Below are 25,538 nucleotides of genomic sequence, written 5' to 3'. Positions count from 1 at the left end.
TAGCAATCGGTGTAAGAAGCCTCGAGCAACAGCTTATCGATATTGAAAAGGTTCCTTCTTCGCTATTAAAAGCCGATCAGGAACCTTTGATTTACCGGTGATTAAACGCGAGAGGTGGTCGCCTTTTGTTTCATTCGTGCATTCAACATCAGCGAGGCCATAATGGCAATGAATACACTGATCGCGCCAACCCATGTAATATGCGATAAGGAGGTTTGATTGACAACGATGCCGCCAATCCCGGCCCCTGCAGCCATTGATAATTGCATCGTGGATTGATTGAGACTCAGCATAACACCTGAATAATTCGGTTCAATTCGCACCATGTTATACTGCTGAGTAGGACCAGTTGACCAAGCTGCGAACGACCACAGCATCAGGATAACAACAATCGGTATCCATGAATTTGTAAGCATAACCGTAATCGTTAGTAAAATTAAGGCGATTACATGCAGTGTCATTCCCCCACCCAAGGTATGGGCAACGCCCCATTTATCCGCACTATAACCACCAAATTTGGAACCGATCAAGCTAGCGATACCAAAAGCTAGTAAAACGCTACTCAGTATATTTTCATTTAAACCGACAACTGTAAGAAGATAAGGTGAAATGTACGTATAAGCGATCGAGTAACCGCCCAGCCAAAAGAAGGTGATCGCAAGTCCGAGAGCGACCCTGCTATTTTTAAGGAAGCCCAGTTGCTTGGAAAGGGGTACAGGGGCATCACCTTTCACACGAGGAAGGCTGAAGTATAAAACGATCATGACTAACAGTCCCGCCAAAGAAAGCAGGCCAAATACCAATCTCCAGCCAAAATGGGCAGCAATCATTCGCCCGAGCGGTACACCAATAATTAATGACAAGGTGAAGCCCATGGTGACATTGGCAATCGAACTGGCCTGTTTACCTTCAGGTGCAATTTTGGCGGCGATAGCCAATGCTGATACAACGACGGTCCCCGCACCTAAAGCCATTAATGCCCGTGCGACAACAAAAAGTTCAAATCCTGGCAGCACAAACGCCAGCACATTAGCTATCACGAATACGCCGAGTGCGGCAACCAGTAACTTCTGTCGTTCAATCTTTGCTGTCAAAGCCATAACCACTGGCGTACAAATGGCATAAATGAATGAGAAAATCGTCACCAATTGCCCCGCCGAAGTAATCGATATATCTAAAGATAACGAAATTTTATCTAAAATCCCCGAAATCACATATTCGGATGTCCCCACCAAAAAACTGACAAGCGCCAATAAATATACTTTCCACGTGCCCTTCATTAATGTTTTCCCCTTTAACGAATTGATATATTATAATTTATCGATGCGTTTTTTTAAAAAAAATAAAAAGATTATCCCTTTATTTTCATCACGAGGCCCCCAGTCGTTGAATTCTTCGCTTTAAAAGCAGTTTTCAAATTGATACATTCCGATTTGTCGATGCATTGATCGAAAATAAATCGATCTTCCTGTGCTACTAGGATAATCATCAGAACAAGCGGCGAAGATTACTTCACCTAACTCCGCCGCTTGTGCTTTATTCAATCTCGCCTTTCAACAAAGCCAATGCTTCGCTAATTTTCGCCTCATCCCTTTTGTAATACGTATACTTACCTATGCGCTCACTGGTGATGAGCCCTACTCGTTGCAGGGTCGTCAAGTACTGGGAAGTGGTGGATTGTGTCATGTTCAATTTATCAGTCACCTGACAGACGCATACCCCGATTGTTCTCATATCAATCCCTTCATGGGGTATAAAATGCAGCTCAGGTTCCTTTAACCATTGCAAAATTTGGAGACGGGACTCGTTAGACAATGCTTTTAAAATCTCGATAGTATCCATATCAGCTATTATATCGATAATTACCGATATGTCAATGCAATATCTTGTTAAGATTATTAGTTATTGATCCAATAAAGTTCAAGCACATGTAAAAATATGTTATTCTAGAATCAGATGAGGTAACAAATGCAATCCAATATCTTAAGGAGCTGGTAAACTATGCGTCCAAATATTCACAACCAAATAGTTCAGATTTATTTACCTGTTACTGATATTCGAAGGTCTGTTGACTGGTACGTAAATACATTAGGTTACCAGGTCATTTGGGAGGAGCCGGAGGCAGCCAATCTAAGACTATTTGCAGGCCCGTTATTATTCTTAAAGAAAACTTCTGCGAACCAACCCATAAGGTTCTCAATCAATAACGAAAATTGCGCTGTGCTAAGCTTTAAAACATCCAATTTGGAAGCTTTACATGAAGATTTAAAAAATAAAAATATTGCTGTGGGCGAAATAACTAAATACGGTGACGGAAAAAATGGGCCATACCAAGATTTTATTATGTATGACCCTGATGGCCACCAATTAGAAATTAACAGTTACCCTGACTTAGCTGTGCTTAAATTCAGCGAATCTCCCTGTAAGGAATCTTAAGGGCTCGAATCAGATTTTCAGCTTAACGCTTGCACAAATCCTGTTCTCCAAGTCGGAAATTTCGGCTCCCAGCCATACTCATTCCGTGCCTTTGCATTCGAAGCCCCCCGTTCCCAGCCACTACCTCCCGCTTGAACTTCTGGTGCAGGCGCCTTTAAAGCTTCGGCATAGACAGGAATCCATGCTGTGCCTGGAGCAGGCTCATCGTCAACAATGTTAAGCGTTCCAGTCGACCAATCCAAGGCTAGTAAAGCGGCATTCGCCGCATCCTCAACATGTACAAAAGAAGAAATACCATTCGTTGCTGGAAGCTCGCTATTCCGCGCTTTTTCTGCCATCACGCCCCTAATGTCATACCAAGTACCTGCTCCATACAGTGTGCCATACCGAAGAATAACATGGTTCGGAATCTCTGCTACCGCTCCTTCCAATGCGACAATGCCATCAATGGTCGTTTTCCGTGGCGTAGGTGCTTCGATATCCAAGGAGACTTCTTCCGTTGCAGGTGTATCTCCCGGTTCGTAAGCCCAAGAGATACTCTGAGCGATGATTTTTTGTACGCCTGCCTGCTTAGCAGCATCCACTAAATTTCGGGTCCCTTCGATTCTAATCCGCGCGTTATCCGCAGAGCTCCAATTACTGAGCGAGGTAAGCTGATGAATGACCACATCTGGTTTGATCTCTCCAAGGACTTTAATCATTTCTTCCCGGTCAAAAGCATCTGCAATGATAGGCTTTGCTCCCAATGCCTCAATCGTCTGCTGCTGCCCCGGGTTATGCGTCATTCCTATAACTTCATGACCTGCCTTCACTAACTTTGGAAGCAAGATACGACCGATAACCCCGGTAGACCCAGCTACAAAAATTCTCATAATGAAAAAACCTCCAGATTTATAATTTGATTGCGATGCTCGTCAGGTTACGATGAAAATGGGAAATTTCTTTTTGTTTTTCTTTTTCTTTTCGCGGAACTATGAATAATTGAATGACTAGCATAATCAGTGATACCAAGATCATGCCTAGTATCCCCAGACTGAACTGCCCCATACTATCATAAGCAAAGCCAATCAGGATCGGACCCGTCGCTCCTATTAAATATCCCACGGATTGTGTCATGGCTGCCCAAGAGGCCGCTTCTTCAGGATTTGACGCTGCTTCAATAGGAAGCAAGTTGCCTAGAGCAAATAACATCCCTGAACCAAATCCACAAAGAAGCACCCCAGGCCAATACAGCATGGAACTGAAGAGGAAGGCAAGGCCGATTCCCTGCATGGAAGTTGAGACCAATAACCATGTCCGCCGGGATGGGAAGCGACGCATAAACATCTGCAGCATAAGCCCGCTTGGAATTTGAACTACAGCAAACACTGTCAGCATCATCCTTGCATGCAAATGTGAATCCCCTGCGTTGATCAGAATAAGCGGCAACCAACCCATTAGAGAATAAAAAATCATAGCCAATAGTCCAAGATGGATAGAGAGCAGCCACGCCTTTTTATTTTTCCATGGTAACTTTGATGTCCCAGGTACAGCCGTCACTTCAGTCCGAACATTGCTACGTCGCATTATTCCACACCAAAATGGTACAGCCGCAAGGGCGAGGATTGCCCAAAACGAAAGTGCTGTTTGCCACGAATGAAACTTCATTTGGAAGGGAGCAGACAAGCTCGAACCAAGAGCGGCACCAAGCGCTAAAGCCATGGAATAGAGTGCGATCATGAGCGGCATCCTACTGGCCAAGTGCTTTTTAATAAAGCCGGACAGCAAAGGCCCCATCGTTGCGATTCCAATACCAGCTAATAAGGTAGTTAAAAACAACAGGACTTCGGTATGAACGACGATACGCAATAGGGTACTTCCGCCGAGCAGAATTAGCGACCAGGTAATCACCCGTTCATTTCCCAGCCGATTGCCGAACCGGACAGACAATGGCGAGAGAAGCCCCATGCAGAGAACGGGGATCGAGACCAGCAAACTGGCCGCCACACCACTTATACCTAGATCGTTTCGAATGCTTTCAAGCACCGGAGCAATAGAAGTCACAGCTGGCCGTAAATTAAGCGAAGCCATAAAGAGGGCTATAACTGCCAACCAACTTCCCGTTTTGTTATTGGTGCTCACGACTGGCTCATTTGCTGCATTGGCTTGATCTTGCCTCGAAGGCGCCCGTGGGATATATTTTCGTTCACTCATCGGCTGTCATCTTCCTTCTGTGTTGATCTCGAGCTGGTAAAATTAATGTTAGCACGCTGAATTGGTATGGATAAGTACCACTTATATGCTAATATTGGTATACCAATTCGCGTGTAGGAAGGAGCGCTATGGATGGCCGATCTCTTCGAGCCTTTTACAGCCGATACGAAAACCAAACAAATCTATACGTTGCTCCGGGAACGTATTTTTTCAGGCAGATATGCAGCGGGAAGCAGTCTCCCGTCAACAAGGGGTCTAGCCAGTGAATTAGGGGTATCGCGCGCGCTTATTGTTGAGGTATATGAGCAGCTAATCGCCGAAGGTTATTTGGAGGGCCGGCAAGGGTCCGGTACCTATGTCTTGGATTTAGGGGGAAACCGGCCCTTACAGGCACAGTTCATCGATTCGGAGTCTTCAGTTGAAACGAGTTCGCCAGAACCTGCAGCTCATTTTAACGGCATTGATTTTCGTCCGAGCTTTCCGGCACTTGAACATATCCCACATAAGAAGTGGAAAGAAGTTACGCTGAGCGTATACGATAGCATTCCTTCATCGGAGTTCGGCTATGATGAAGATCCGGCAGGCAATGCGCAGCTTCGCACAAATATTTGCCGGTATCTGCTGAACGTCAAGGGAATCCAATGTTCACCTTCGCAGGTGATCGTGACAGCCGGAGCTACCCAGGCCATCTCTCTACTATGCAAGCTTTTATTAAAGCCGGAAGATGCAGTAGCAATAGAAGATCCTACCGCCAGCTTCATCCATAGTATTTTTGCATCAACTGGTGCCGATATTATCCCCATTCCTGTCGATGATCACGGCTTGTGTGTTGACGACTTGCCGACCCATGTGCAGCCTAAGTGTGTCTTTGTTACACCTTCGCATCAATTTCCTTTCGGTAGCATTTTGTCGATCAGCAGACGTATTCAACTACTCGACTATGCCCGGCAAACCGGAGGCTACATCATTGAAGACGATTATGATAGTGAATTCCGCTATGCTGGAATGCCTGTTCATGCTCTCCGAGAACTCGACTCCGAGCGAGTAGTCTATGTCGGAACCTTCAGCAAAAATTTATATCCATCGCTACGCTTAGGTTATATGGTGATTCCCCAGGAATTACTTGACCCTCTGCTTCGGTTAAAGCGATTGACGGACATGCAATGCCCAACCTTGTCCCAAATTACATTGGCGCGATTTATCGCCGACCGCCATCTGGAACGCCACATCACCCGTATGAAGCGTATTTATGGAAAAAGACGCACTCGTCTCATTGCTGCTTTAAAGGAATCGTTCGGCAGCAAAGTGAATATTTCAGGCGATGCCGCAGGCTTGCATCTGGTTGCGAAGCTGCCCGGGCGTAAGTTCGATACTCTCACAGCGTCACAGCTTGAAGAACACAATATTAAAATTTATCCAGCAGAGAGATATACGATTGCCAAAGGAAAATACGAGGAAAGTCTAATTATGGGGTTCGGTAATGTAACGGAGGCGCAAATTGTGGAGGGGATCAGGACGATCGCAGATTTATTATGACTTTGTCTTCTTGCACGAACACACGAAACCGCGGTTGCCAAGGAGACACGCTCTAGGCTTCCGTGGCTTACACCCATTGATTCGGAATCTGAACAATAAAAGAAGCCTGTTCTCTCAATAGAAGAGGATAGGCTTCATCTTGTAGACTATACAACAATCAGGAACATGTTAGTTAACAGCCAATTAAGGCTTAACCACTAAAGATTCAATATATGAAATGACGACGTCAAGACCCTCCCTTAGCGGGGCAATCTCTCGTCTTACTTGCGCCAGCAACAGGCCCCCTTGAAGCGCCGTTAACAGGGCGAGGGCAAGACCGTCCGGATCAGCTTTCTCGCTAAGCTCCCCTCGTTCGGACATAGTGCGAAGCCCTTTGCGAATCGCAGTCTCCCATTGCATAAATCCGTTTGCGAGCTCAGAACGTGCTTCTATATCATTATCCGACAGCTCACTGGCCAAAGAACCAATTGGGCAGCCTCCTTGAAAATTCATTTCTGTTTTGATCTTAATAATGGCGTCACGCCAAGCTCGCAAGGCTTCCACGCTATCCAAATGACTTAGAAGTGGCTCTTGGTTGCCTAGCACCTGTTCTGTCTGGTACACAATCACTGCCAGAACAAGCTCCCGCTTCTCTTTGAAGTAGTGATACAGCTGTGAGGCACTGACCTTGGCTTCCCGCTGTACATCTTCAACGCTTGTACCAGCAACGCCGCGTTCGAAGATGATCTTCGCGGCTGCAGCCACAATGCGCATGCGCGTTTCTTTTCCTTTTTTAGTCAGCCGATGACCTTGTTTGGTTGGTTCGCTAGTCGTATTCATGCATTCAGCTTAACATAAATGGAGTGCATGATCCACTATTCAAACCCGCCTGTATTTTTTGGAGTTGACACTCCAAAAAATACACTGTAACATAAGCAATGTATAAATTGGAGTCATCAATCCATTTTCTTTAGAGGGAGTGATCAGTATGTCTATTAAAGCTGCATTAGATCAACAAAAGGAAAATTACGTTACTGCCGTCCCTGAAGATGTGCAATCCACAATTTTTCAACATGTTCAAGAATTGCAACAGTCTGATCTTGTCTCAGGATTGAAGGAAGGCGCTACAGCCCCTAATTTCACACTGCCTGATCCGCTTGGCGGTCAAGTGACGTTATATGATGAACTAGCCAAAGGCCCTGTCATCCTCACTTTCTATCGTGGAAGCTGGTGCCCGTTCTGCAACATTCAACTGCGTGGTTATCAGCAAGCATTGCCTGAATTCGAGAAGCTTGGCGGTCAGCTGATCGCGATTTCACCACAGAGTCCGGACAATTCGCTTACACAGAAAGAGAAGGACGAGCTTGAATTTAAGGTGCTAAGTGATGCCGATGGCCAAGTTACCGATCAATATGGTATTTTATATGAACTCCCTGACAACATTCAGGACATATATACAGGTACTTTTGGATTGGATTTGACTGTTTTCAATAACACCGAACGCTGGATTTTACCGGTTCCCGCGACTTTTATCATTGACCGAGAAGGAATTGTACGCCTGTCCCATGTCGATGCTGATTATACGAACCGTCTGGATATTCAGGACATTCTCAATGTTCTACATGACATCAAAACTAAGTAAGCTGTTCCCATAATCAATACTGAAAAAGCCCGCATTCTCTTGTTCAAAGGAGATTGCGGGCTTTGCTGTGATATGAATGCGGAAGCTGGATAGTAAACGTACTCCCTATACCCTGACCGGAAACTACCGTCAGTTTGCCGTGGATAAAATCAGTAAGCTCCTTGGCGATCGCCAGCCCTAATCCAGAGCCGCCGTACTTCTGATTGCGCGATTTTTCAACCCGATAAAACCGTTCAAATATTTTATCTATTTCATTCTCGGGAATCCCAATGCCCTCGTCTTTGACTTCCATGTAGGTATAGGCACCATCACAATGAACATAAAGCTTGATGCTAGTTCCCGGTTTGGAGAATTTTATTGCATTTCCTACTAAATTATATAGAATCCGCTGGATGCACACCTTGTCTGTATTCACAGATACGCAGCCCTCACTAATATGAACATCAATCAGACGGTTTTCGCGCGAAATTTGAGCTTCAAATGCCTGCAAAGTATCCAGGATCAGCTGATCCAGCCACACCACCTCCGGCTTGAAAACAATCTCCTTATCATCGATAGCCGCGATAGCGAGCAGCTCATTAGCAAACGACACCACCCGTTCGGTTTGTTTTCCAATACCAAGCAAATAATTCCGAACCTCACCAGGATCGGTTACGACTTCATCAACCAACGCTTCCGAATACGACCGGATAGAGGCAATCGGGGTTTTAATATCATGCGACAGGTTCGCAATCAATTCGTTCCGGCGGCGTTCTTCGTCCTGCAACGCATTGATTTTTGCTTTAATTTCAAGTCCCATTTCGTGCATCGATTCCGTAAGTTCTCTTAATTCAACAACCCGGCTCTTGGTTAAGCGCTGATCGTACTGTCCTTTGGCGATATCCCGACTCTGCCGGTTCAGCTGCGCAATATTTCGCGTCATGGGGAAAATAAACAGTGAATTAATTAACAACGAAAGCACGCTGGAGGACACTGTAATCATCATGGCCATCCTTAGCCTGTCATAATCCAGGAACATCTGTTTATAGGCAACAAATAGCAGCAGGGTCACGATGACTAGACTAATCAGATACGAGAACAAAACCAAGGTGCGCAGCTTCATGATACAGTGCCCCCTTCCCGCTTGAATTGATACCCTAGCCCCCATACTGTTTTAATGAATATCGGTTCCTGACCAGCTTTTGCAGCTAACTTTTCCCGCAAATGATGGATATGAACGTTGACGGTGCTGGCATCTTCATAGTACTCATATCCCCATACTTCCTTCAGCAATTCGGATTTCGGGATCACACGATGCTTCTCCTGAATGAGGAACCATAGCAAATCAAATTCTTTATTGGTGAGATCAAGCAGCTCGCCATGAAGCTTGGCCACCCGCTCCTCACGGTTCAAGTACAATTCTCCTTCTTGAAGCACAGCGATTCGCGGCTTTGCTTTTTGCGCCCGTTTAATAATATTTTTGATCCGGAACACTAGCTCTCGCGGGCTGAAGGGCTTGGTTATATAATCATCCGCTCCTAATGCCAGTCCGTATAACGTATCCTTCTCCTGATTTAAAGCGGTCAGATATAAGAATGGAATGTCAAAGCCTTGCTTTTGCAGCGACTCTACGAGCTCATACCCATCCATCGTAGGCATCATCACATCAATCACCATAAAATCAATGACCTGGCTCTGCACAATTTTCTCAGCTTCATCCCCACTGCTCGCCGTGTATACCCTATAACCATCGTTTTGCAAATACAACTGACAAACATCCACTATCGGCTGCTCGTCATCCACAATCAAGACCGATAACAACTACCTTCACATCCTTTTTTCTGCACCTTTCCTGCCTTCTTGCCATTTCGAATACAGCCAGCGCTCCACACTGACGTACATAGTGAATCTCTTCCCTGTAAGAAGTATAGTTGCTACTAGTATATCCGTTGGATAGGTGAATATCATATCAGCCAAAATGTAATTGGCATTCACGAACACGGACATCACTAAAGCAGGTACAATGAGCAGCCCGAGTATCAATCCTATCCCGATTAGAATCTCGCCGATAGGGATAATAACGTCAAAAGCCGGCGCAAGCGGACTCACCACATGACTAAAGAAAGCTTTATACCATTCCGGGGTATCCCGATTGGCTGCTATGACAGGGACTAAACCTTCTACGCCAAAACCGCCCGACAGTTTATCATACCCGGATTTAAACCACATCCAGCCAACCAACACGCGAGTGGCACTGAATACCCAACCAGCTATAGATTGAGATACTTTCTTCATTATAGAATCCCCTTTTAAAAAAAGGTACCATCCTTAAAATCAGTATGGTACCCAAAATTGTTATTTTAGCTGAGATCTGCTGTGCCAAATACCACGTGGGCTTTGTCGCAGTAGATAATAATAGAATCATAATCATTCAGATTGGCGCCTGCCAGATCGAAGGTCTGCTCACTCTTTTTCAGATCAATCTTGCCCAAGCTCTTACCCATCTGAACATCTTTTCCCTTCGTCAGGTAAATATGGAGGTCTGGACCTTCGGAGGTTTTGAAATTCGTCAGCATGACCTTGCCGTCCTTGATTTCTACATTCCCTTCTGATATTTGCTTGTTGCTGCCGCTCAGCATGCCCGTCTTCGTGCCCATTGCCGAAGATGTTGCTGGTTTATCCATTGGTGTGTCGGTCAAATCTGCTGTACCGAATGTAACATGTGCTTTATCGCAGTAGATAATAATGGAATCATAATCATTCAGAATAGCTCCCGCCAAGTCAAAGGTCTGCTCACTCTTTTTCAGATCAATCTTGCCCAAGCTCTTACCCGTCTGAACATCTTTTCCCTTCGTCAGGTAGATATGGAGGTCTGGTCCTTCGGAGGTTTTGAAATTCGTCAGCATGACCTTGCCATCCTTGATTTCCACATTACCTTCTGATATTTGCTTGTTGCTGCCGCTGAGCATGCCATACTTCACCATCATTGCAGTAGTTTCCTGATTGGTCCCTGCATTGGCATTAGAAGCTGCTTTATCAGGTGAGTCAGAGCTCGGCATGGTGGTTGCCGTCGCTGTTGCGGCCGCATTCCCAGTAGTGGATGTGTTAGTTGCTTTGTTAGATGCTGTGTTAGCTACTCCGCAACCCGCCAAAGCTATGGATAAGGCCACTATTGCTGTTGTTGTCGCTAATAATTTCATCTTTCGTCATCTCCTCAAAAGTTTTATGCTTCTGTGTTTTGCTTACAGTTGAATTGTAGAACAAGCCCTTTTCAATTGAAATTAAACGCCCATTACAACTTTCTTAACTAATCATTAAGTCTTCTATAACAAAAATTCTTCAGGGTTCCTATATAAGACGAATTTTAGATTCTCACTCAAGGCTTGGTCGTCACTACGGTGGAATGTTTGGACTTCCGGCCGTTGTTGTCTCCAGATTTTTCTGATTATACCGCTATTCGCGGATAAAATCCGGAGACAGCCTGTGCTTCCGATGCGAGCTTTCCTGCAGAAAGCTTTCAGACGAGCGCTACGCTCCTACAGTTCCAAACCTCCCCCTTCGTTCCTCCCCGCCCTCTGTTAATTTCTTTCATTCGTCTTATATAGATTGAAAAAAAAGGGGTGCTGTGCTAAACTATCAGCAACTTTGTTGACAGGGGTTGAGGAGAGTAATGTAAAATTTCTTGCTTAGTTAGAGAAGATAAAACATCATTTGTTTTATTCTTTTTAGGCAAGGAAGTTACTTATTCTCTTCACTCAAAGCTTTACATTACTAATCCATCACGTTTTAAGGAATAGTTGTAATTATTTGGGCTACAAGAAGGGAAACTTTCTTGTAGCCCATTTTGTTTTGAAAGACATCACCACTGAATTTATGAGACTGTAATGCAGCCATAGATTTTTATCTTAAGGAGGCTTTAAAAATGTTTGAGGTTGTACATGTACAAGTGAACCGTTCATTATCCGTTGGCACGGTTCACGATCAAATTAAACGGATGCCGGAGCATTTTCCATCTATTGATAGATGCACATAGCAACTTAGCTACAAGCTTCGTGGATTATAACTAGTTGGTTAATGTTCATGTTCGATATAGGACATTTTCTCCGGCTCAAGAGGAGAAAAACACATGAAATCAACTTCGAAATACGAAATGATACAGCAGATATTGACTGGATTAAAACAACCCGCATATCGTTTTCAACAAATTGCAGACGCCATCTTCAAGCAAAGAATCGGCGAGTATGATCGAATGACTATATTACCTAAAGAGATAAGAAAAGAATTGATTAAAAATCTTGGTGAACAGGTTTTGGGCTTAACCCCAGTCATTCAAAAAACATCTACGCAAGTGAACAAGGTGCTTTTTGCTATTCATGGCGGTGAACATATTGAAGCCGTTCAATTAAGCTATGAGCGCGGTTGGAAATCATATTGTATTTCCAGTCAGTGCGGATGCGGGTATGGCTGTAGCTTCTGTGCTACGGGGACAATTGGCTTGAAGCGAAATCTAACAGCTGATGAAATAACCGATCAATTGTTATATTTCCATCTAAATGGTCATGCCTTGGATAGTGTTTCATTTATGGGCATGGGCGAGGCGTTAGCCAATCCCAACATCTTCGACACGCTTAAGATGCTAACTGATCCACGGATTTTCGCCTTAGGCCATCGAAGAATTACTGTTTCTACCATCGGAATTCTGCCGGGTATCGATCGTCTGACTACGGAATTCCCGCAGGTTAACCTTACCTTCTCTCTGCACTCTCCAATCGACGAGCAGCGCAGTAAGCTAATGCCTATTAACAACCGATTTCCTCTTAATGATGTGTTGAACAAACTGGATCAGCACATTTGCGCTACAGGCAGAAAAGTATATATTGCCTATATTTTGCTTCGAGGAGAGAACGACTCCAATGAGCATGCAGAAGCTATTGCTGCTTTGTTAAAGAACAGAGGGCCGTGGGAACATTTATATCATGTTAATTTGATCCCCTACAATGCAACCGACGTGACGTCTGAGAGCTTTCATCAATCGGACAAGGAGCGGGTACAAAGATTTGTCAGCATTCTAAAATCAAAAGGAATTAAAGTCACTGTGCGGACGCAATTCGGAACGGACATTGATGCAGCATGCGGACAACTCTACGGAAGGAGTGAACTTACATGAGATATATCAACGCTAATAAAATTCTCCCAAAAGAATTAATTTTAAAATTGCAGGATTTCGTTCATGGTGAGTATATCTACATTCCGGCAATAGAAGATCAGCATAAACATTGGGGAGAACGATCCGGTTCGCGAGAAGAGATTGATAACCGGAATCGTGAAATCCTAGAAGCCTATACTTCCGGTGCTTCGATTCAAGATCTTGCCGAAGTATACTGCCTTTCGGTTTATGCTATAAGAAAGATAATTTATAGCAAATCAGACTAAATGTATAACCAATTTCGCCATCGGCACGCCCTAACTTTAGGGCTGCGGTGGCTTTTTTATTACAGCTAATCCTCGTTGTTATACCAAATAAGACAGAGCCATTTTGTGTATAGTTTATGTAATTTTTATCTGTTAACCTTACAAATATCGTTATTCATTCGATTAAAAGTCACTGATATTCTTAAATCTATCGTGACTGTTTACAGTCTGGAGGAAAGAACAATGTTGAAGGTCAATGTTTTTGATATGGAGGGTAATATTGTTGATGAAATGGAGCTTGAAGAATCCATTTTCGGTATTATTCCCAATGAGTCTGTTATGCATGAAGCAGTTGTTAACTATCTGGCAAATAAACGCAGAGGAACACAATCCGCATTAACACGCGGTGAAGTACGAGGAGGTGGCCGAAAGCCGTATAAGCAGAATAAAATTGATAGATCTAGAGCAGGTTCAATTCGTATGCCACATTGGCGTGGCGGAGGCGTTGTATTCGCTCCCAAACCTCGCGACTACAGCTACAAACTTAATAAAAAGGTTAAGCGACTTGCTATTAAATCTGCACTATCTAGTAAAATACAGAACCAGGAACTTATTGTTGTAGATGAGATCAAATTAGAGAATTACAGAACAAAATCTATTGTCGCTATGCTTAATGCCCTTGGAGCAACTAAAAAATCCCTGATCGTTAAACCATCGATGGACCCTATTGTATTTAAAAGTGCCAATAATATCCCTGGTGTAGAAACTGCCGTAGCTGATTCCCTTAATGTATATACCATTTTGAATTATGAGAAATTAGTAATTACTAAAGAAGCTATGAATATGATTACGGAAATGTACTCTTCATTTTAGGCCTGTTCGATTAATGTCCAAATAAAAAAAGTACATTAGATATACTATCTAATGTACTTTCTACACTGTCCCAATCATGCAAACATCACAAGACCTCTCACACTTTGCGTTCCGACTTACCCGGTACCTCTGGTTATTTAGTCTTTAAACAACAATTCTGCAAATAGGACGCAAAGCATGCTGTATTAATTTGCATATGCTTATTATCCCCATCCAGCTTGCTGAGCAAAATGCCTCCTTCGAGCAAGGAAAAAGCAAATGAAGCAAGTGCATCACCATCCAGATCTTCTTTAAACTCCCCACTATTTATCCCGTCAAGAATGATACTTTTCATCATATCCAAATAGGTATGCAGCCCTTGTCTTGCCCGGTCACGAAGCTCCGTATGCGTATCGTCACTTTCTACTGCTGTATTCTGCATCGGGCATCCGCCAATAAATGGCGGGTTATCAACAACATCTTCATACACACGAAAGAAAGCAAGTAACCGTCCTGACGCAGACTTCTCTTGATCGACCGCCTCAGCAAATTTCCCGCTAACCAAACTGGCAGCGTAATTGTAGGCTTCAAGCGCAATTTCATCTTTACTGGCAAAATGTCGATAGATGCCCCCCTTCTTAATTCCGGTGTCGGCAATAATATCGTTTAATGATGTACCGGCATATCCTCGCTGATTAAAGATTGCTGCCGATTTCATAATAATATGCTCTCTTGTTCGATCTCCTTTTTTCATAGCTTCCTCCGAATGATCTTATTCTAATCAAACATTATATCAAATTTTACGGCCGAAGCCTTGCCAATGTATTAAATCCTGTTATAATAAAGATACCGATCGGTACCTTTTTTTTCATTTTAAAACAAACCCAATCCAAAGGCAAACTTGTTTGGCTTTGGCGCAGTGCTTACCTTTAAGTTCTATTGGAAATACTAATGTGGAATGGATTTCGAACGAAAACAGGAGGACTATTCAATGAGTGTAAAAGTAGGTATTAATGGTTTTGGGCGGATAGGAAGACTCGCTTTTCGTAGAATTCAAGAGTTGGATAATATCGAAGTTGTAGCCATCAACGACCTGACTGACGCAAAAATGCTGGCTCATCTGCTCAAATATGATACTACGCAAGGCACTTTCCATGGTGACATCCAAGTTCATGATGGAGCCTTTGCGGTTAACGGTAAAGAAGTTAAAGTGCTGGCTACCCGTAACCCTGATGAAATCCCTTGGGGCGAGCTTGGCGTAGACATCGTACTAGAATGTACAGGTTTCTTCACTACCAAAGAGAAGGCTGAGCTTCACCTGAAAGGCGGAGCAAAGAAAGTCGTTATTTCCGCTCCGGCAACAGGCGACATGAAGACCATCGTGTATAACGTCAACCATGAAATACTGGATGGAACAGAAACCGTCATTTCCGGCGCTTCCTGCACAACGAACTGTCTGGCTCCTATGGCTAATGCTCTGAACAATAAGTTTGGCATTCAATCCGGGTTGATGACAACCGTTCACGCCTATACAGGCAACCAGAACACCCTTGACGCTCCAGACGCAAAAGGTGATTTCCGCGCAGCACGTGCTGCCGCAGAGAATATTGTTCCCTACTCCACTGGTGCGGCAAAAGCCATTGGCCTCGTTCTTCCTGAACTGAAGGGCAAACTTGATGGTGCATCTCAACGTGTGCCTGTGGCAACAGGCTCTGTAACAGAACTCGTAGCCGTATTGAACACCACCGTAACCGTTGATGAAGTGAATGCTGCTATGAAAGAAGCATCTGATCCAGAAACGTACGGATATACAGAAGACCAAATCGTATCTTCCGATGTGAAGGGAATGACATTCGGCTCTCTTTTTGATGCTACGCAAACAAAAGTTCTAACCGTTGGCGACCAGCAGCTAGTAAAAACCGTAGCCTGGTACGATAATGAAATGTCTTACACCGCGCAACTGGTTAGAACCTTAGAATATTTCGCAAAAATCGCCAAGTAATATAGATTCAATTCTCTTGATTATAACCGCATGTATATGCCAAAAAACGGGTGTTATCCTCAATGAAGGACAGCATCCGTTTTTTGATAGGCTCACTGCGCCATAACTCAAAATTGTTATTTCAAATCGACTTTTTTACTATAGGGGAAATTGCTAATATCTACTCTCATCTTGGAGTCCCGGTAAATGAAGTACTCGAACGTAAAAACAAAGACCCGTCACTATAATCACTGAAAGGATTTATTTTATCCACAGGCACCTATGGATATTTTGATTTTTTTGAATTAAATATATTATCATGGATAAAAAATTATTTCAAACATTTTTTCTTGTCAGATGAAGATATTTTCGAATGCTACGTTTCTCGCCTGGAGGCATAAAGAGAATGCCAAGAGGAAGAGTTAAAAACACCCATGAGACTAAAAAAGAAGTTACAAACAACAAGACCCCCTCTGGGGCAAGTATAAAATTAACCTTTGATTTTTCTTATCCAAACTGGCTTAGTGGAGTTCGCTTAAGAGATTTTACAAATATGCTTAAAGATCCTCATGAATTTGCTGAATCAATCGTTCATATCTTAAATAAACTAATACCCGTTGTGAGCGATAATTGGGATTCAATAAAATTCAAGACAAATTATCAATTTCAACACTGCCATAGAGTACCTGATGATAAACTCCCTTTAGTAAAACAAATTGAGCAAGAAATACATGGGAAAAGTTTGTTAGATCCTGATGCTGAACATTCAGTGAAGTACTGGCAAATCGGAATTGAAGGTATTAGAATGTTTGCTCTTTATAATTATGATTCCAACATTATGTTCCCTATATTCATCGACTACCACCATTTGATCTATCCAGATAAGAATTATAATCAAAGGGATACTGATCACTTTTCCTTTTGCCCGATTTCCGAATATTGTTAAAAGGTCACCTTTTTAAAGGTGACTTTTTTATATGCTGTAATCACTTCAAGTACTCTTTTAACACTGCCCCTATCTCATAGGAATATATAGTTAACTTGAAACTGCTCTCTGATCTCATAACATCCCTACTCACTCCAAAGTAATCATGGTACTCTCTATATCATATTCTTATTCTTCGTAAAGTATCTGGGTTACCTCAGTTCCCGTCAGACCACGGTTCATGAGATTCCTCAATCAATGGCCTTTCTCTCTATCATTCTTTCCTCTAATTCATCAATCATGTCTTGATACAGTCGCTTGATAAAATTTAATTCTTCACTAGTGTAACGTTCTAGAAATCGGAAGTACCGGTCTTGCTCCTGCTTATGCAACTTTCCGTGCAGTACATATAATTCCTGCGCTTTTGCCGTTAATCTGAAATGGATTTCCTTCTTGTTATCATTAAGACGGATACGCTTAATAAAACCATCTTCCAATAATGTGGTCGTTATTTTTGTTATACTTGCTTTCGTTAATTCCATTTTTTCGGCAAGGGCTGTATTGTTGATGGGCTCATTATTGCCAATACAGTCAATGACGTGTACAGCTGTAAGATTAGCAGGATATTCGGAAATCCCCTGTTCTTTGGACATTTGCAAAAACTCTCTAAACTCCAGACTTCCATACTGCTCACTTAAATGAGCGCTTTTCCAGTACAATCCATATATATATTGTTTAATTTCGACCGGATGACTCATCGTGAAATGTCCAACCTCCTGCAATATATTGTTAAATAGTTAACAAAATTATCGTAACACGACTGATATTTACTATTAATTCAACCATCCAAACCACCGAAGAATCTGCTTATTGAGCACTGGCGAATTTACGGGAGGTGATCCGATACGTCGTCGGCGAAATCCCTTTTCTAGCTGTAAACTGCTTGATGAAGTAGGTATCATACTCAAATCCGGTAGCAAGTGCAATTTCATTAAGGCTCATATCTGTGTGTGTCAGGAGCTCACTTGCAACTTTTAAACGATAGGCAAGCAAGTAACCAATCGCTGTATTCCCGCATCTTTCCTGAAACCTTTTATTTAGCGTTACACGGTTCAAATGAACACAGCTCGTCAAATCCTCCAATGAAATCTTTCGCGGATAATTCGTGTGAATGTAGTCTAGCACTACATCGACAGGCGATTGCTCGTTACTCCGATTCAATTCCTCCAGCAGCCCCAAAATTTGAATGAGATACTTTTTTATTCTGCACACCCAGAGCGCATCACTTTGTGCCTGCACTTCCATACCAAGGATGAAAAACCATTCAAACAAAAGCGGGTATGCTTTTTCCGTTACACGAGGCACTCCACTATATAGATCATTACTTTGAAAAAGGGAAAGGCCTGTTTGTATACTTGGCCGTGCGGGAAAATACTCTTTCGTTTCGGAAAGCGTAGTGGTGTTAAGAAATGCCGGATGAAAACTAAAGGATTGCGCAGATGCATCCATCTTTTCAACCACCTGCACCTGATCATCTTCAGCCAAGCACAGAATACCGGGAGCACTAATAGATATAGGACGCCCGTTTAGCATCCCCTTGATCCTTCCAGATGTTATAAAAATCAGCGTATAACGCTCCGGATATGGGAGAGCACCAAAATCCTCCACGGCTACAAACTCTATGTTTACGGTACGTTTTTTGTGTCGATCTACTTGTGGCATTGCCATCACCTATCAAATAGTATAGTTAAATGCTTCACTTATAACAGTGTATCACACCCCCTCCATGGATATAATAACGTTGTGAATCAACAAAAAGGGAGGAAATCATGATGACTGTTGCACCATTTCATATTCATGTCTCCGATGAGGTCTTGAGCGATCTGAAGTACAGGCTGCAGCATATCCGTTGGCCTGATCAATTAGAAGAGTTGGGCTGGGAGAGAGGAACAGATTTAGATTATTTACAATCACTTGTTTCCTATTGGAGAGATCATTACGACTGGCGGGCACAAGAATCAAAGTTGAATCGCTTGTCCCAGTTTCGCTGCAATATAGATGGGATAGATGTACATTTCGTGCACGAGCGCGGTAAAGGACCCAACCCTCTACCGATTATTCTTACCCATGGATGGCCCGACAGTTACCTGCGTTATGAAAAGATTATCCCTCTCCTCACGGATCCCGCTAGTTATGGAGGTAATCCTGAGGACTCTTTTGACGTCATTGTCCCTTCATTGCCTGGATTCGGATTCTCAAGTCGCCCTACTCAGCCTGGCTTCAACAATTTTAAGGTTTCCCAGTTGTGGGCTAAACTGATGACACAAGAATTAGGCTACACAAAATTTGCCGCTGCAGGCGGAGATATTGGCTCTGGTGTGACAAGATATCTGGCAGTAAGTCATCCCGAACTTTTATTTGGCATCCACCTAACAGATGTTGGTATTATAAGAAATCTCATGATTGCCCAGGATGAGTCGAAGCTTACTGAAGAAGAGCTAGCATATAAGAAAAAAGCTGCTGAGTGGATGTCACAAGAAGCTGGCTATATATCCATACAATCGACCAAGCCTCAAACCCTTGCTTATGGACTTTCCGATTCACCGGTAGGTGTGGCAGCTTGGATCGTGGAGAAATTTCGTGCATGGAGCGATTGTAAAGGTGACTTGAGCCAGAAATACAGCAAGGATGAGCTATTGACTCATATTATGATCTATTGGGTGACTAACACCATTGGATCTTCAATACGTATGTATTACGAAAATTCACATTCCTTGCCACCACTCGGCGTAATTGAAGTTCCGACAGGGATGGCTATTTTTCCCGAGGATATACTACTGCCTCCTAAATCCTGGACAGAGCAGAATCTGAATGTCACTCGTTGGACCACCATGCCTTCGGGTGGGCATTTTACGGCATTGGAAGAGCCGGAGGCGATGGTACGCGACATTCGTGCCTTCTTCCAACCTTTTAGAAACAAAAAGTAATAGGCCAAGTAGTAGATTAACTGCATCTCGAGACTCTAAGTCATACCCATCTGAACTAAAACTTTTCACCTTATAAAAATAGGCCATCGGTATCCTCTCCTTCAGGTATCTTAACGCTTACCCTTTTCGGAGGTACCGATGACCCTTCCTTTTTAGCTTTTACTCAATAGCTCAATCTCCGTATACTCATCATTCCCCCATTCTTCCCAAGATCCTTCATACGGACGGATATCAGGATATCCAAGTAAACGTAACACAAAATAAGTATGTGCCCCGCGTTGGTTGGATTGACAGTAAGGAACAATGGTCTGGGTCCGCTGAATACCAGCTTCGGCAAACTCCTTTTCCAAAGTGGCGTTATCTTTAAAGACAATAATTCCATGCTCATCCGGATCCTTAAGTGCGTCACGCCATTCTTTATGAACGGCGCCGGGAATACGGCCCCCTTTGCGGTTATTTCGCTTATCCTCACCGATATACTCCAGAATGTTGCGTGTGTCGAGCAGAGTAGCATTTTGAAGTCCAGCCTGAATATCTTCTTTGAAAGTAATGAGATCTGGGGTGGCCGTTAGACTTATCGAACCCTCCGTACGAGGTGATGGCTGAATGCTAGAGATCTCATAGTCCCCTGCAGTCCATGCCGCAAACCCGCCATTCAGAAGCTTCACTTGATCTCGCAGCCCATAATACTCAAGAACATAAAAGGCTCTCGTAGCAAGCACATTGCTGCCTTCGTCATATATGATAATCGTTGAATCATTAGTGATGCCGAAGTCCGCTAACCATTTTTGCAGCTGCTCTTTGGGAACAATCGTTTTTTGGGCAGGTACTTTTAATGCTTTGACATTCAGCCAGTAGGCACCCGGAATATGCGAGATTTCGTAGTTATTTGCTCTAGCATCAAGCAGTACCAGATCCTGCCCACCTCTATGTTCTACCAGCCATTCGCTATCTACAAGCAAATGCCCATTGGGATATGATGAATGTTGCTCAGTCAAAATAACAAACTCCCCTCTACAATTAAAGTGGCTCGAAGCCTAAATTCTCTCGTAACGTTTGCCCTGTATAGCTTGTTGGAAACAAGCCGCGGCGCTGTAATTCAGGAACAACCAGATCCAGAAAAGCTTCTGCTCCCCCGCTAGCCAGTTCGGGCATCACCGTAAAGCCATCGGCGGCACCACTTATAAACCATTCTTCCATAATATCAGCGATTTGCTTGGGTGTCCCTGCAATGTTCAGCTGCCCATGCCCAACCCAATGCTTCTGAACCAGCTCGCGCAGGGTAACCGCCCTATTCTCCACCACTTTTTGCACCATTTGATAAAAGGATTGATAAGCATTGCCCCCATTCCGATCAGGCAGCGGAGGGAACGGCTCATCCAGCGGATATCCTGAGAAATCAATGCCAAGCAGGTTGGATAATGACATCACCGCTCTTTGGATCGGGGCAAGCTGCTGGAGCTCAGCAGCGAGTTGAAGGGCATCTTCCTCATCTTCAGAGACGATGACATGAAGGGCAGGCAGTATTTTAATCTGCTCCGGGGAACGTCCCGCTGCGACAGTTCTGTCTTTAATGTCTTTGTAAAAAAGGCGGGCATCGTCAATGGACTGCTGAATCGTGAACAGTAGTTCTGCATACTCAGCCGCAAGATTCCTGCCGTCCTCTGAGGCACCGGCTTGGATCAGAAGCGGTCTGCCTTGCGGTGAACGCGGAAGATTCAATGCGCCGCGCACGGAATAATATTTTCCCTCATGATGGATATCGTGGACCTTATCAACCTGTGCATACACCCCTGATGCTCTGTCCTGCACGATTGCGTCAGCTTCCCAACTATTCCATAGCTTTAATACTACGTCTGTAAATTCATGGGCACGTTCGTATCGCTCAGCATGAGGGGGTAACCCTGGCAGGCCAAAGTTGAACGCTGTTCGCTCCACGCCTGTCGTGACAATGTTCCAACCCGCCCGGCCACCGCTAATATGGTCGAGAGATGAGAATAATCTGGCTACATTGTAGGGTTCGTTGAAGGTGGTGGAGACAGTCGCGATTAAACCAATCCGCTCCGTTACAGCAGCGATTGATGCCAGCAAGGTTAGAGGCTCGAAACCAAAGATTGGGCTATATTGGACCGCAGAAGTTTCAATAGATAGACCATCTGCAATAAAAAGCGAGTCGATGCGGGCAGCTTCAGCTTTTTGAGCGATTCGCTGATATTGCTTGATATCGTGAATATCATGTAACCGCGTGCTTTCATGACGCCAGGCGCCTTTATGGGAACCAGAGTTTTGCAGAACGAGGTTTAGTATCATTCGACGACTTTCTTCGCTCATCGTTATCACCCTTACTTTCTTATTTCATACCACTTAGGGCTATTCCGCGTATAATCTGCTTTTGGAAGATAAGGAATAACAAGATCAGCGGCACAATTGAAACCGTGGTTCCGGCCATAATCAGAATCCAATTGCTTGTATCCTTAAGCTCACTGGAGAAATACACAATCCCGACAGGTAATGTGAATTTCTCTTCGGTCTGCAGCACGATCAGCGGCCAGATGAACTGGTTCCAATTCCCGATAAAGGTAAGGATGATTAAGGTAACGATAGCAGGCTTCACAAGTGGAATCGCTATATTAAGAAGAATGCGCCACTCATTAAGACCGTCGATGCGGGCGGCATCCAGCAGCTCAGAGGGGATCGAGTCCATAAACTGCCGCATAAGAAAGATCCCAAAGGCTGTAATAATACTTGGGAACAGCACGCCCCAATAGGTGTCTGACCACCCAAATTCATTGGCAATCAAATACCATGGAATAATAAGCATTTCGGTTGGCACCATGATCGTACTGATAATGATGATAAAAATAAGCTGCTTGCCGGCAAAAGAAAATTTAGCGAGCACATAGCCTGCCGCCGTATCAAAAATGACCACTGTAGCGGTGGCAATTAGAGAAACTATCAGTGTATTTTTGATCCAGTCACCAAACGGAGCCTTTTTAAAAATCGCAGCATAATTATCGAAGGTTATCGTCTCTGGGATCAAGCGAAGATTATATACATCCTGTGGAATTTTAAAGGAAGTGGCGACCATCCATAAAAAAGGAAATAGCATAATCCCGACACCGATGATGAGCAATAAGTAAACCAATAGTGTACGAAGCTTCTTAATGGGAAATCTATTGCCCGCTTGGATTTCTCTTGTTGAAGTCATTGGACCGGCCTCCGATCAATATTCTACTTTTTTATTGAAGACTTTTAATTGCAGCAGGGTGATCACGAATATGATCGCGAATAACACTACTGTTGCCGCCGCTGCCCTACCCATCTTGAACTGCTGGAACGCTAAATTATAAATGTAGAGCACCATCGTTGTTGTGCTGTTTAAAGGTCCTCCGTTGGTCATGCTCAGCACTTGTCCGAAGGATTGTAGATAGGAGATGACAGCAATCACTGCTGAAAAGGTGATTACCGGATTCAGTAAAGGCAGCGTAATGTGCACAAATCTTCGCCATGCGCTGGCCCCGTCGATCGACGCAGCTTCATAATACATTCGCGGGATCGCCTCCAGCCCAGTCATGAACACTAGCATTTGAAAGCCGATACTTTGCCAAATCATCGTTAATGTAACAAGGATCAGCGCTTGGCGTGGGGATTGCAGGAATAATTGCGGCTCTATCCCTAACTGTAGCAGCACTTCATTTAACCAGCCATTACGCATGAGAATCCAACGGAATACCCAGCTAACGGCAACAATGCTTGTTACATAGGGAATAAAATAGATCGTTCGAAAAAAGCCCCGAAAACGATGGATACTTTGCAGCAGTAGTGCGACAGCCAGACCAACAATGAGCTGTCCTGGGACGCCAATAACAACAAATTTGAATGTATTTAAAATGGATTTTGTAAATATTTCGTCGCTGAATATGGTGCTGAAATTTCCTAAACCAACAAAGGGCTGATCGGAGGACAGCAAGTTCCAGTCCCTTACGCTTACATTAAAGGCATACAGAATGGGGATCATGCGTGTGCTGAGGAAATACAATAACGGTATACCCAGCACGATATAAATAAACAGGTAGCGCTGCGTCTTATAGGAAAGACGTACACGGAACAGCTCCCTGCTTTTTCGAGCAGTCAGTCTGATGACATGTGTGAGCATCTCTGATATTTCCTCCCTTTAAGAAGGACAGGGCGCTAGCTATGAGCTAAGCGCCGCTGATCCTGCTATTACTTTTTCTTGTCGACCTCAGCCCAGTAGTCATCGTAGAGCTTTTGCACCTTCGCTACAAGATCGTTAAAGGCTTTCTCTACAGGAACATGGTTGACTAAGACCTCATTGGTTGCATCAACAAACAGTGTTTTTTCCTGTGTTTCATCAATGAAGAAATGCGCACGGCTATGATCAAGCTGAGAGATGAATGGTCCAAGCTTCTCATCCTTAACATATTGATCCTGACTTGCTACTGCTTTTTGTGCAGGCAATTCCCCGATCCGGTCTACCCATTTCTCTTGAACTTCTTTGCTGGTCAGAAATTTCAGAAACTCTGCAGCAGCTTTTAGTTTATCCCCTTCTACGTTTTTCGGGATGGCGTTGGCCCAGAAGGATGAAGGTGTTGACTGGGCTTTATAAGACGGAAGAGGTGCCACTCCGAAATTCAAATTCGCGAAGTCCTTCTTAATAGAGCCTAGACGGAACGAACCGTCAATATTGAGCGCTGCTTTGCCATTCATAAAAGCATTGCTATCATTTTCATAGAAGCCATTAATTCCGACCTTATGCTTGATCGCAAAATCGAGCAAATATTGAAAAGCTTCCAAGCCGGCTGGCGTATCAGCCCATAGAATTTTGCGACGATCCTCGCTTAGATCCTGGCCTCCTGCTTGATACAGCAGCCCGTCACGATACCAGTGATGCAGCTGTGCGCCAGGCTCCCAAGCCAGACCTTCCACAACAAACTGACCTTTAGCATCCTTTTCCGTTAGTTTTATAGAATCTTCTACAAGCTGCTCCCAAGTCGTAGGAAGCTCTTTAATGTTCGCCTTGTCCAGCAGGTCTTTGTTGTAAAATAAAGCGAGTGTCCGTACTGCGGTAGGAATTGCATAGTAGGAGCCATCGATTTTGGCAGCTTCAACTAGCGGATAGTAGTTGTTTTCAATTTCCGTAGGAGGGAAGGCATCTTCAGGTAGTGGCTGCAAGTAGCCTGCAGCAACATATTTCGGTAACCAGCCATAATACAAATTAATAATATCCGGGCCTTTTCCTGCGGGTACGAGCGTGGCTACCTTTTGATTATATTGGTCATAGGGGAAGTTGGTTTGCTTGACCTTAATGTTAGGATGAAGCTTCTGGAATTCACCAATGAGTTCATCAATCAGCTCCACCTTGGCTGGAAATTCATATTGCCAATATTCAATGGATACTTCTTTTTCCGGCTCACTTTTTTCCGAGGCTTTAGGTTCACTCGCTGCATTGGACGGCTTTGCGCTTTCTTTTTTATCATTACTACTGCCGCTACTGTTACTGCTGCATCCAGCAGCCACCAAGATGATGGCAAGCAAGGCTGCGATTGTTTTGATCCCTTTTTGATTCTGCATGAATATCCACTCCTATATTTTTTT

The 25,538-nt window shown here is 43.8% G+C and carries 26 protein-coding genes; 9 read left to right on the top strand and 17 right to left on the bottom strand.

Annotated elements, in window-relative coordinates:
- Nucleotides 1–101 precede the first annotated feature (101 nt).
- Nucleotides 102–1,280, bottom strand: a complete 1,179-nt coding sequence (locus tag ACFORK_RS00275) for an MFS transporter (RefSeq protein ID WP_379194431.1) — start codon at nucleotides 1,278–1,280, stop codon at nucleotides 102–104.
- Between the two features lie 256 nt (nucleotides 1,281–1,536).
- Nucleotides 1,537–1,842 (bottom strand): ArsR/SmtB family transcription factor, encoded by a 306-nt coding sequence (locus ACFORK_RS00270; protein WP_379194429.1) that lies wholly within the window; start codon nucleotides 1,840–1,842, stop codon nucleotides 1,537–1,539.
- A 159-nt stretch (nucleotides 1,843–2,001) separates the two neighbouring features.
- Here ACFORK_RS00270 and ACFORK_RS00265 point away from each other — a divergent pair, with 159 nt between their 5' ends.
- On the top strand, nucleotides 2,002–2,436 hold the full coding sequence (locus ACFORK_RS00265; protein WP_379194427.1) for a VOC family protein: 435 nt from the start codon (nucleotides 2,002–2,004) through the stop codon (nucleotides 2,434–2,436).
- 17 nt (nucleotides 2,437–2,453) lie between these two features.
- On the opposite strand, the gene ACFORK_RS00260 is transcribed toward ACFORK_RS00265, so the two are convergent.
- Together ACFORK_RS00260 and ACFORK_RS00255 are read right to left on the bottom strand one after the other, a co-directional pair.
- Nucleotides 2,454–3,308 carry an NAD-dependent epimerase/dehydratase family protein gene (locus ACFORK_RS00260; RefSeq protein WP_379194425.1) on the bottom strand — a complete coding sequence of 285 codons (855 nt, stop codon included), beginning with the start codon at nucleotides 3,306–3,308 and terminating at the stop codon, nucleotides 2,454–2,456.
- 19 nt (nucleotides 3,309–3,327) lie between these two features.
- Nucleotides 3,328–4,629 carry an MFS transporter gene (locus ACFORK_RS00255; protein WP_379194423.1) on the bottom strand — a complete coding sequence of 434 codons (1,302 nt, stop codon included), beginning with the start codon at nucleotides 4,627–4,629 and terminating at the stop codon, nucleotides 3,328–3,330.
- Nucleotides 4,630–4,761: 132 nt separating this feature from the next.
- On the opposite strand from ACFORK_RS00255, the gene pdxR reads away from it, so the two are divergent.
- Nucleotides 4,762–6,165, top strand: a complete 1,404-nt coding sequence (gene pdxR / locus ACFORK_RS00250) for a MocR-like pyridoxine biosynthesis transcription factor PdxR (protein WP_379194421.1) — start codon at nucleotides 4,762–4,764, stop codon at nucleotides 6,163–6,165.
- Nucleotides 6,166–6,348: 183 nt separating this feature from the next.
- On the opposite strand, the gene ACFORK_RS00245 is transcribed toward pdxR, so the two are convergent.
- Nucleotides 6,349–6,984, bottom strand: coding sequence for a TetR/AcrR family transcriptional regulator (locus ACFORK_RS00245; RefSeq protein ID WP_379194419.1), 636 nt, complete (start codon nucleotides 6,982–6,984; stop codon nucleotides 6,349–6,351).
- Nucleotides 6,985–7,132: 148 nt separating this feature from the next.
- Between ACFORK_RS00245 and ACFORK_RS00240 the strand changes: the two genes are divergently transcribed.
- Nucleotides 7,133–7,786: a peroxiredoxin-like family protein gene (locus tag ACFORK_RS00240; RefSeq protein WP_379194417.1), complete on the top strand. Its 654-nt coding sequence runs from the start codon at nucleotides 7,133–7,135 to the stop codon at nucleotides 7,784–7,786.
- A 43-nt stretch (nucleotides 7,787–7,829) separates the two neighbouring features.
- Here ACFORK_RS00240 and ACFORK_RS00235 read toward each other — a convergent pair whose 3' ends face one another.
- The 4 genes from ACFORK_RS00235 to ACFORK_RS00220 all read right to left on the bottom strand — a co-directional run bounded on the left by ACFORK_RS00235 (nucleotide 7,830) and on the right by ACFORK_RS00220 (nucleotide 10,965).
- Nucleotides 7,830–8,888: a sensor histidine kinase gene (locus ACFORK_RS00235; RefSeq protein WP_379194415.1), complete on the bottom strand. Its 1,059-nt coding sequence runs from the start codon at nucleotides 8,886–8,888 to the stop codon at nucleotides 7,830–7,832.
- Complete coding sequence (locus tag ACFORK_RS00230) at nucleotides 8,885–9,586, bottom strand: response regulator transcription factor (RefSeq protein WP_379194413.1); 702 nt, start codon at nucleotides 9,584–9,586, stop codon at nucleotides 8,885–8,887. Before ACFORK_RS00230 ends, ACFORK_RS00235 begins: the two co-directional genes overlap by 4 nt.
- 6 nt (nucleotides 9,587–9,592) lie before the next feature.
- Nucleotides 9,593–10,060 carry a DoxX family membrane protein gene (locus ACFORK_RS00225; RefSeq protein ID WP_379194411.1) on the bottom strand — a complete coding sequence of 156 codons (468 nt, stop codon included), beginning with the start codon at nucleotides 10,058–10,060 and terminating at the stop codon, nucleotides 9,593–9,595.
- Between the two features lie 65 nt (nucleotides 10,061–10,125).
- Nucleotides 10,126–10,965 carry a DM13 domain-containing protein gene (locus ACFORK_RS00220; protein WP_379194409.1) on the bottom strand — a complete coding sequence of 280 codons (840 nt, stop codon included), beginning with the start codon at nucleotides 10,963–10,965 and terminating at the stop codon, nucleotides 10,126–10,128.
- Between the two features lie 926 nt (nucleotides 10,966–11,891).
- Between ACFORK_RS00220 and ACFORK_RS00215 the strand changes: the two genes are divergently transcribed.
- The 3 genes from ACFORK_RS00215 to rplD all read left to right on the top strand — a co-directional run bounded on the left by ACFORK_RS00215 (nucleotide 11,892) and on the right by rplD (nucleotide 14,050).
- A complete protein-coding gene (locus ACFORK_RS00215; RefSeq protein WP_379194407.1) occupies nucleotides 11,892–12,932 on the top strand; it encodes a Cfr family 23S rRNA (adenine(2503)-C(8))-methyltransferase in 1,041 nt (346 codons plus the stop codon).
- Nucleotides 12,929–13,198, top strand: a complete 270-nt coding sequence (locus ACFORK_RS00210; protein ID WP_379194405.1) for a CD3324 family protein — start codon at nucleotides 12,929–12,931, stop codon at nucleotides 13,196–13,198. Before ACFORK_RS00215 ends, ACFORK_RS00210 begins: the two co-directional genes overlap by 4 nt.
- A gap of 222 nt (nucleotides 13,199–13,420) precedes the next feature.
- The gene (gene rplD, locus ACFORK_RS00205) at nucleotides 13,421–14,050 is read left to right on the top strand and encodes a 50S ribosomal protein L4 (protein ID WP_379194403.1); all 630 of its coding nucleotides are present in this window, start codon (nucleotides 13,421–13,423) and stop codon (nucleotides 14,048–14,050) included.
- Between the two features lie 133 nt (nucleotides 14,051–14,183).
- On the opposite strand, the gene ACFORK_RS00200 is transcribed toward rplD, so the two are convergent.
- The gene (locus tag ACFORK_RS00200; protein ID WP_379194401.1) at nucleotides 14,184–14,783 is read right to left on the bottom strand and encodes a TetR/AcrR family transcriptional regulator; all 600 of its coding nucleotides are present in this window, start codon (nucleotides 14,781–14,783) and stop codon (nucleotides 14,184–14,186) included.
- Between the two features lie 237 nt (nucleotides 14,784–15,020).
- Here ACFORK_RS00200 and gap point away from each other — a divergent pair, with 237 nt between their 5' ends.
- Nucleotides 15,021–16,031, top strand: a complete 1,011-nt coding sequence (gap, locus tag ACFORK_RS00195; protein WP_379194399.1) for a type I glyceraldehyde-3-phosphate dehydrogenase — start codon at nucleotides 15,021–15,023, stop codon at nucleotides 16,029–16,031.
- A gap of 385 nt (nucleotides 16,032–16,416) precedes the next feature.
- A complete protein-coding gene (locus ACFORK_RS00190) occupies nucleotides 16,417–16,956 on the top strand; it encodes a hypothetical protein (RefSeq protein ID WP_379194397.1) in 540 nt (179 codons plus the stop codon).
- 230 nt (nucleotides 16,957–17,186) lie between these two features.
- On the opposite strand, the gene ACFORK_RS00185 is transcribed toward ACFORK_RS00190, so the two are convergent.
- Nucleotides 17,187–17,693 carry a MarR family transcriptional regulator gene (locus ACFORK_RS00185; protein WP_379194395.1) on the bottom strand — a complete coding sequence of 169 codons (507 nt, stop codon included), beginning with the start codon at nucleotides 17,691–17,693 and terminating at the stop codon, nucleotides 17,187–17,189.
- Nucleotides 17,694–17,802: 109 nt separating this feature from the next.
- Nucleotides 17,803–18,663 carry a helix-turn-helix domain-containing protein gene (locus ACFORK_RS00180; protein WP_379194393.1) on the bottom strand — a complete coding sequence of 287 codons (861 nt, stop codon included), beginning with the start codon at nucleotides 18,661–18,663 and terminating at the stop codon, nucleotides 17,803–17,805.
- A gap of 104 nt (nucleotides 18,664–18,767) precedes the next feature.
- Here ACFORK_RS00180 and ACFORK_RS00175 point away from each other — a divergent pair, with 104 nt between their 5' ends.
- Nucleotides 18,768–19,922, top strand: coding sequence for an epoxide hydrolase family protein (locus tag ACFORK_RS00175; RefSeq protein WP_379195702.1), 1,155 nt, complete (start codon nucleotides 18,768–18,770; stop codon nucleotides 19,920–19,922).
- 152 nt (nucleotides 19,923–20,074) lie between these two features.
- Here ACFORK_RS00175 and ACFORK_RS00170 read toward each other — a convergent pair whose 3' ends face one another.
- The 5 genes from ACFORK_RS00170 to ACFORK_RS00150 form a co-directional block, all read right to left on the bottom strand.
- Nucleotides 20,075–20,920 carry a sulfurtransferase gene (locus ACFORK_RS00170; protein ID WP_379194391.1) on the bottom strand — a complete coding sequence of 282 codons (846 nt, stop codon included), beginning with the start codon at nucleotides 20,918–20,920 and terminating at the stop codon, nucleotides 20,075–20,077.
- Nucleotides 20,921–20,942: 22 nt separating this feature from the next.
- Nucleotides 20,943–22,253: an LLM class flavin-dependent oxidoreductase gene (locus tag ACFORK_RS00165; RefSeq protein WP_379194389.1), complete on the bottom strand. Its 1,311-nt coding sequence runs from the start codon at nucleotides 22,251–22,253 to the stop codon at nucleotides 20,943–20,945.
- Between the two features lie 19 nt (nucleotides 22,254–22,272).
- Nucleotides 22,273–23,130, bottom strand: a complete 858-nt coding sequence (locus ACFORK_RS00160) for a carbohydrate ABC transporter permease (RefSeq protein ID WP_379194387.1) — start codon at nucleotides 23,128–23,130, stop codon at nucleotides 22,273–22,275.
- Between the two features lie 15 nt (nucleotides 23,131–23,145).
- Nucleotides 23,146–24,078, bottom strand: coding sequence for a carbohydrate ABC transporter permease (locus tag ACFORK_RS00155; protein ID WP_379194385.1), 933 nt, complete (start codon nucleotides 24,076–24,078; stop codon nucleotides 23,146–23,148).
- A gap of 68 nt (nucleotides 24,079–24,146) precedes the next feature.
- A complete protein-coding gene (locus tag ACFORK_RS00150) occupies nucleotides 24,147–25,514 on the bottom strand; it encodes a sugar ABC transporter substrate-binding protein (protein ID WP_379194383.1) in 1,368 nt (455 codons plus the stop codon).
- Nucleotides 25,515–25,538 lie beyond the last annotated feature (24 nt).

Origin of the sequence: Paenibacillus sp. GCM10012306 (assembly GCF_042649265.1) — a bacterium.
Taxonomy (GTDB): Bacteria; Bacillota; Bacilli; order Paenibacillales; family Paenibacillaceae; genus Paenibacillus_AQ.
The sequence above is the reverse complement of the archived record's forward strand: the minus strand, read 5'-3'. Positions and strand labels throughout refer to the sequence as shown.

Excerpts from the sequence above, each read along its gene's own strand:
- rplD (WP_379194403.1), top strand. The coding sequence starts at position 13,421 with ATGTTGAAGGTCAATGTTTTTGATATGGAGGGTAATATTGTTGATGAA.
- ACFORK_RS00160 (WP_379194387.1), bottom strand. The coding sequence starts at position 23,130 with ATGACTTCAACAAGAGAAATCCAAGCGGGCAATAGATTTCCCATTAAG.
- ACFORK_RS00225 (WP_379194411.1), bottom strand. The coding sequence starts at position 10,060 with ATGAAGAAAGTATCTCAATCTATAGCTGGTTGGGTATTCAGTGCCACT.
- ACFORK_RS00255 (WP_379194423.1), bottom strand. The coding sequence starts at position 4,629 with ATGAGTGAACGAAAATATATCCCACGGGCGCCTTCGAGGCAAGATCAA.
- ACFORK_RS00200 (WP_379194401.1), bottom strand. The coding sequence starts at position 14,783 with ATGAAAAAAGGAGATCGAACAAGAGAGCATATTATTATGAAATCGGCA.
- ACFORK_RS00150 (WP_379194383.1), bottom strand. The coding sequence starts at position 25,514 with ATGCAGAATCAAAAAGGGATCAAAACAATCGCAGCCTTGCTTGCCATC.
- ACFORK_RS00265 (WP_379194427.1), top strand. The coding sequence starts at position 2,002 with ATGCGTCCAAATATTCACAACCAAATAGTTCAGATTTATTTACCTGTT.
- ACFORK_RS00215 (WP_379194407.1), top strand. The coding sequence starts at position 11,892 with ATGAAATCAACTTCGAAATACGAAATGATACAGCAGATATTGACTGGA.
- pdxR (WP_379194421.1), top strand. The coding sequence starts at position 4,762 with ATGGCCGATCTCTTCGAGCCTTTTACAGCCGATACGAAAACCAAACAA.
- ACFORK_RS00175 (WP_379195702.1), top strand. The coding sequence starts at position 18,768 with ATGACTGTTGCACCATTTCATATTCATGTCTCCGATGAGGTCTTGAGC.
- ACFORK_RS00240 (WP_379194417.1), top strand. The coding sequence starts at position 7,133 with ATGTCTATTAAAGCTGCATTAGATCAACAAAAGGAAAATTACGTTACT.
- ACFORK_RS00245 (WP_379194419.1), bottom strand. The coding sequence starts at position 6,984 with ATGAATACGACTAGCGAACCAACCAAACAAGGTCATCGGCTGACTAAA.
- ACFORK_RS00165 (WP_379194389.1), bottom strand. The coding sequence starts at position 22,253 with ATGAGCGAAGAAAGTCGTCGAATGATACTAAACCTCGTTCTGCAAAAC.
- ACFORK_RS00210 (WP_379194405.1), top strand. The coding sequence starts at position 12,929 with ATGAGATATATCAACGCTAATAAAATTCTCCCAAAAGAATTAATTTTA.
- ACFORK_RS00220 (WP_379194409.1), bottom strand. The coding sequence starts at position 10,965 with ATGAAATTATTAGCGACAACAACAGCAATAGTGGCCTTATCCATAGCT.
- ACFORK_RS00190 (WP_379194397.1), top strand. The coding sequence starts at position 16,417 with ATGCCAAGAGGAAGAGTTAAAAACACCCATGAGACTAAAAAAGAAGTT.
- ACFORK_RS00235 (WP_379194415.1), bottom strand. The coding sequence starts at position 8,888 with ATGAAGCTGCGCACCTTGGTTTTGTTCTCGTATCTGATTAGTCTAGTC.
- ACFORK_RS00260 (WP_379194425.1), bottom strand. The coding sequence starts at position 3,308 with ATGAGAATTTTTGTAGCTGGGTCTACCGGGGTTATCGGTCGTATCTTG.
- gap (WP_379194399.1), top strand. The coding sequence starts at position 15,021 with ATGAGTGTAAAAGTAGGTATTAATGGTTTTGGGCGGATAGGAAGACTC.
- ACFORK_RS00155 (WP_379194385.1), bottom strand. The coding sequence starts at position 24,078 with ATGCTCACACATGTCATCAGACTGACTGCTCGAAAAAGCAGGGAGCTG.
- ACFORK_RS00270 (WP_379194429.1), bottom strand. The coding sequence starts at position 1,842 with ATGGATACTATCGAGATTTTAAAAGCATTGTCTAACGAGTCCCGTCTC.
- ACFORK_RS00185 (WP_379194395.1), bottom strand. The coding sequence starts at position 17,693 with ATGAGTCATCCGGTCGAAATTAAACAATATATATATGGATTGTACTGG.
- ACFORK_RS00180 (WP_379194393.1), bottom strand. The coding sequence starts at position 18,663 with ATGGCAATGCCACAAGTAGATCGACACAAAAAACGTACCGTAAACATA.
- ACFORK_RS00275 (WP_379194431.1), bottom strand. The coding sequence starts at position 1,280 with ATGAAGGGCACGTGGAAAGTATATTTATTGGCGCTTGTCAGTTTTTTG.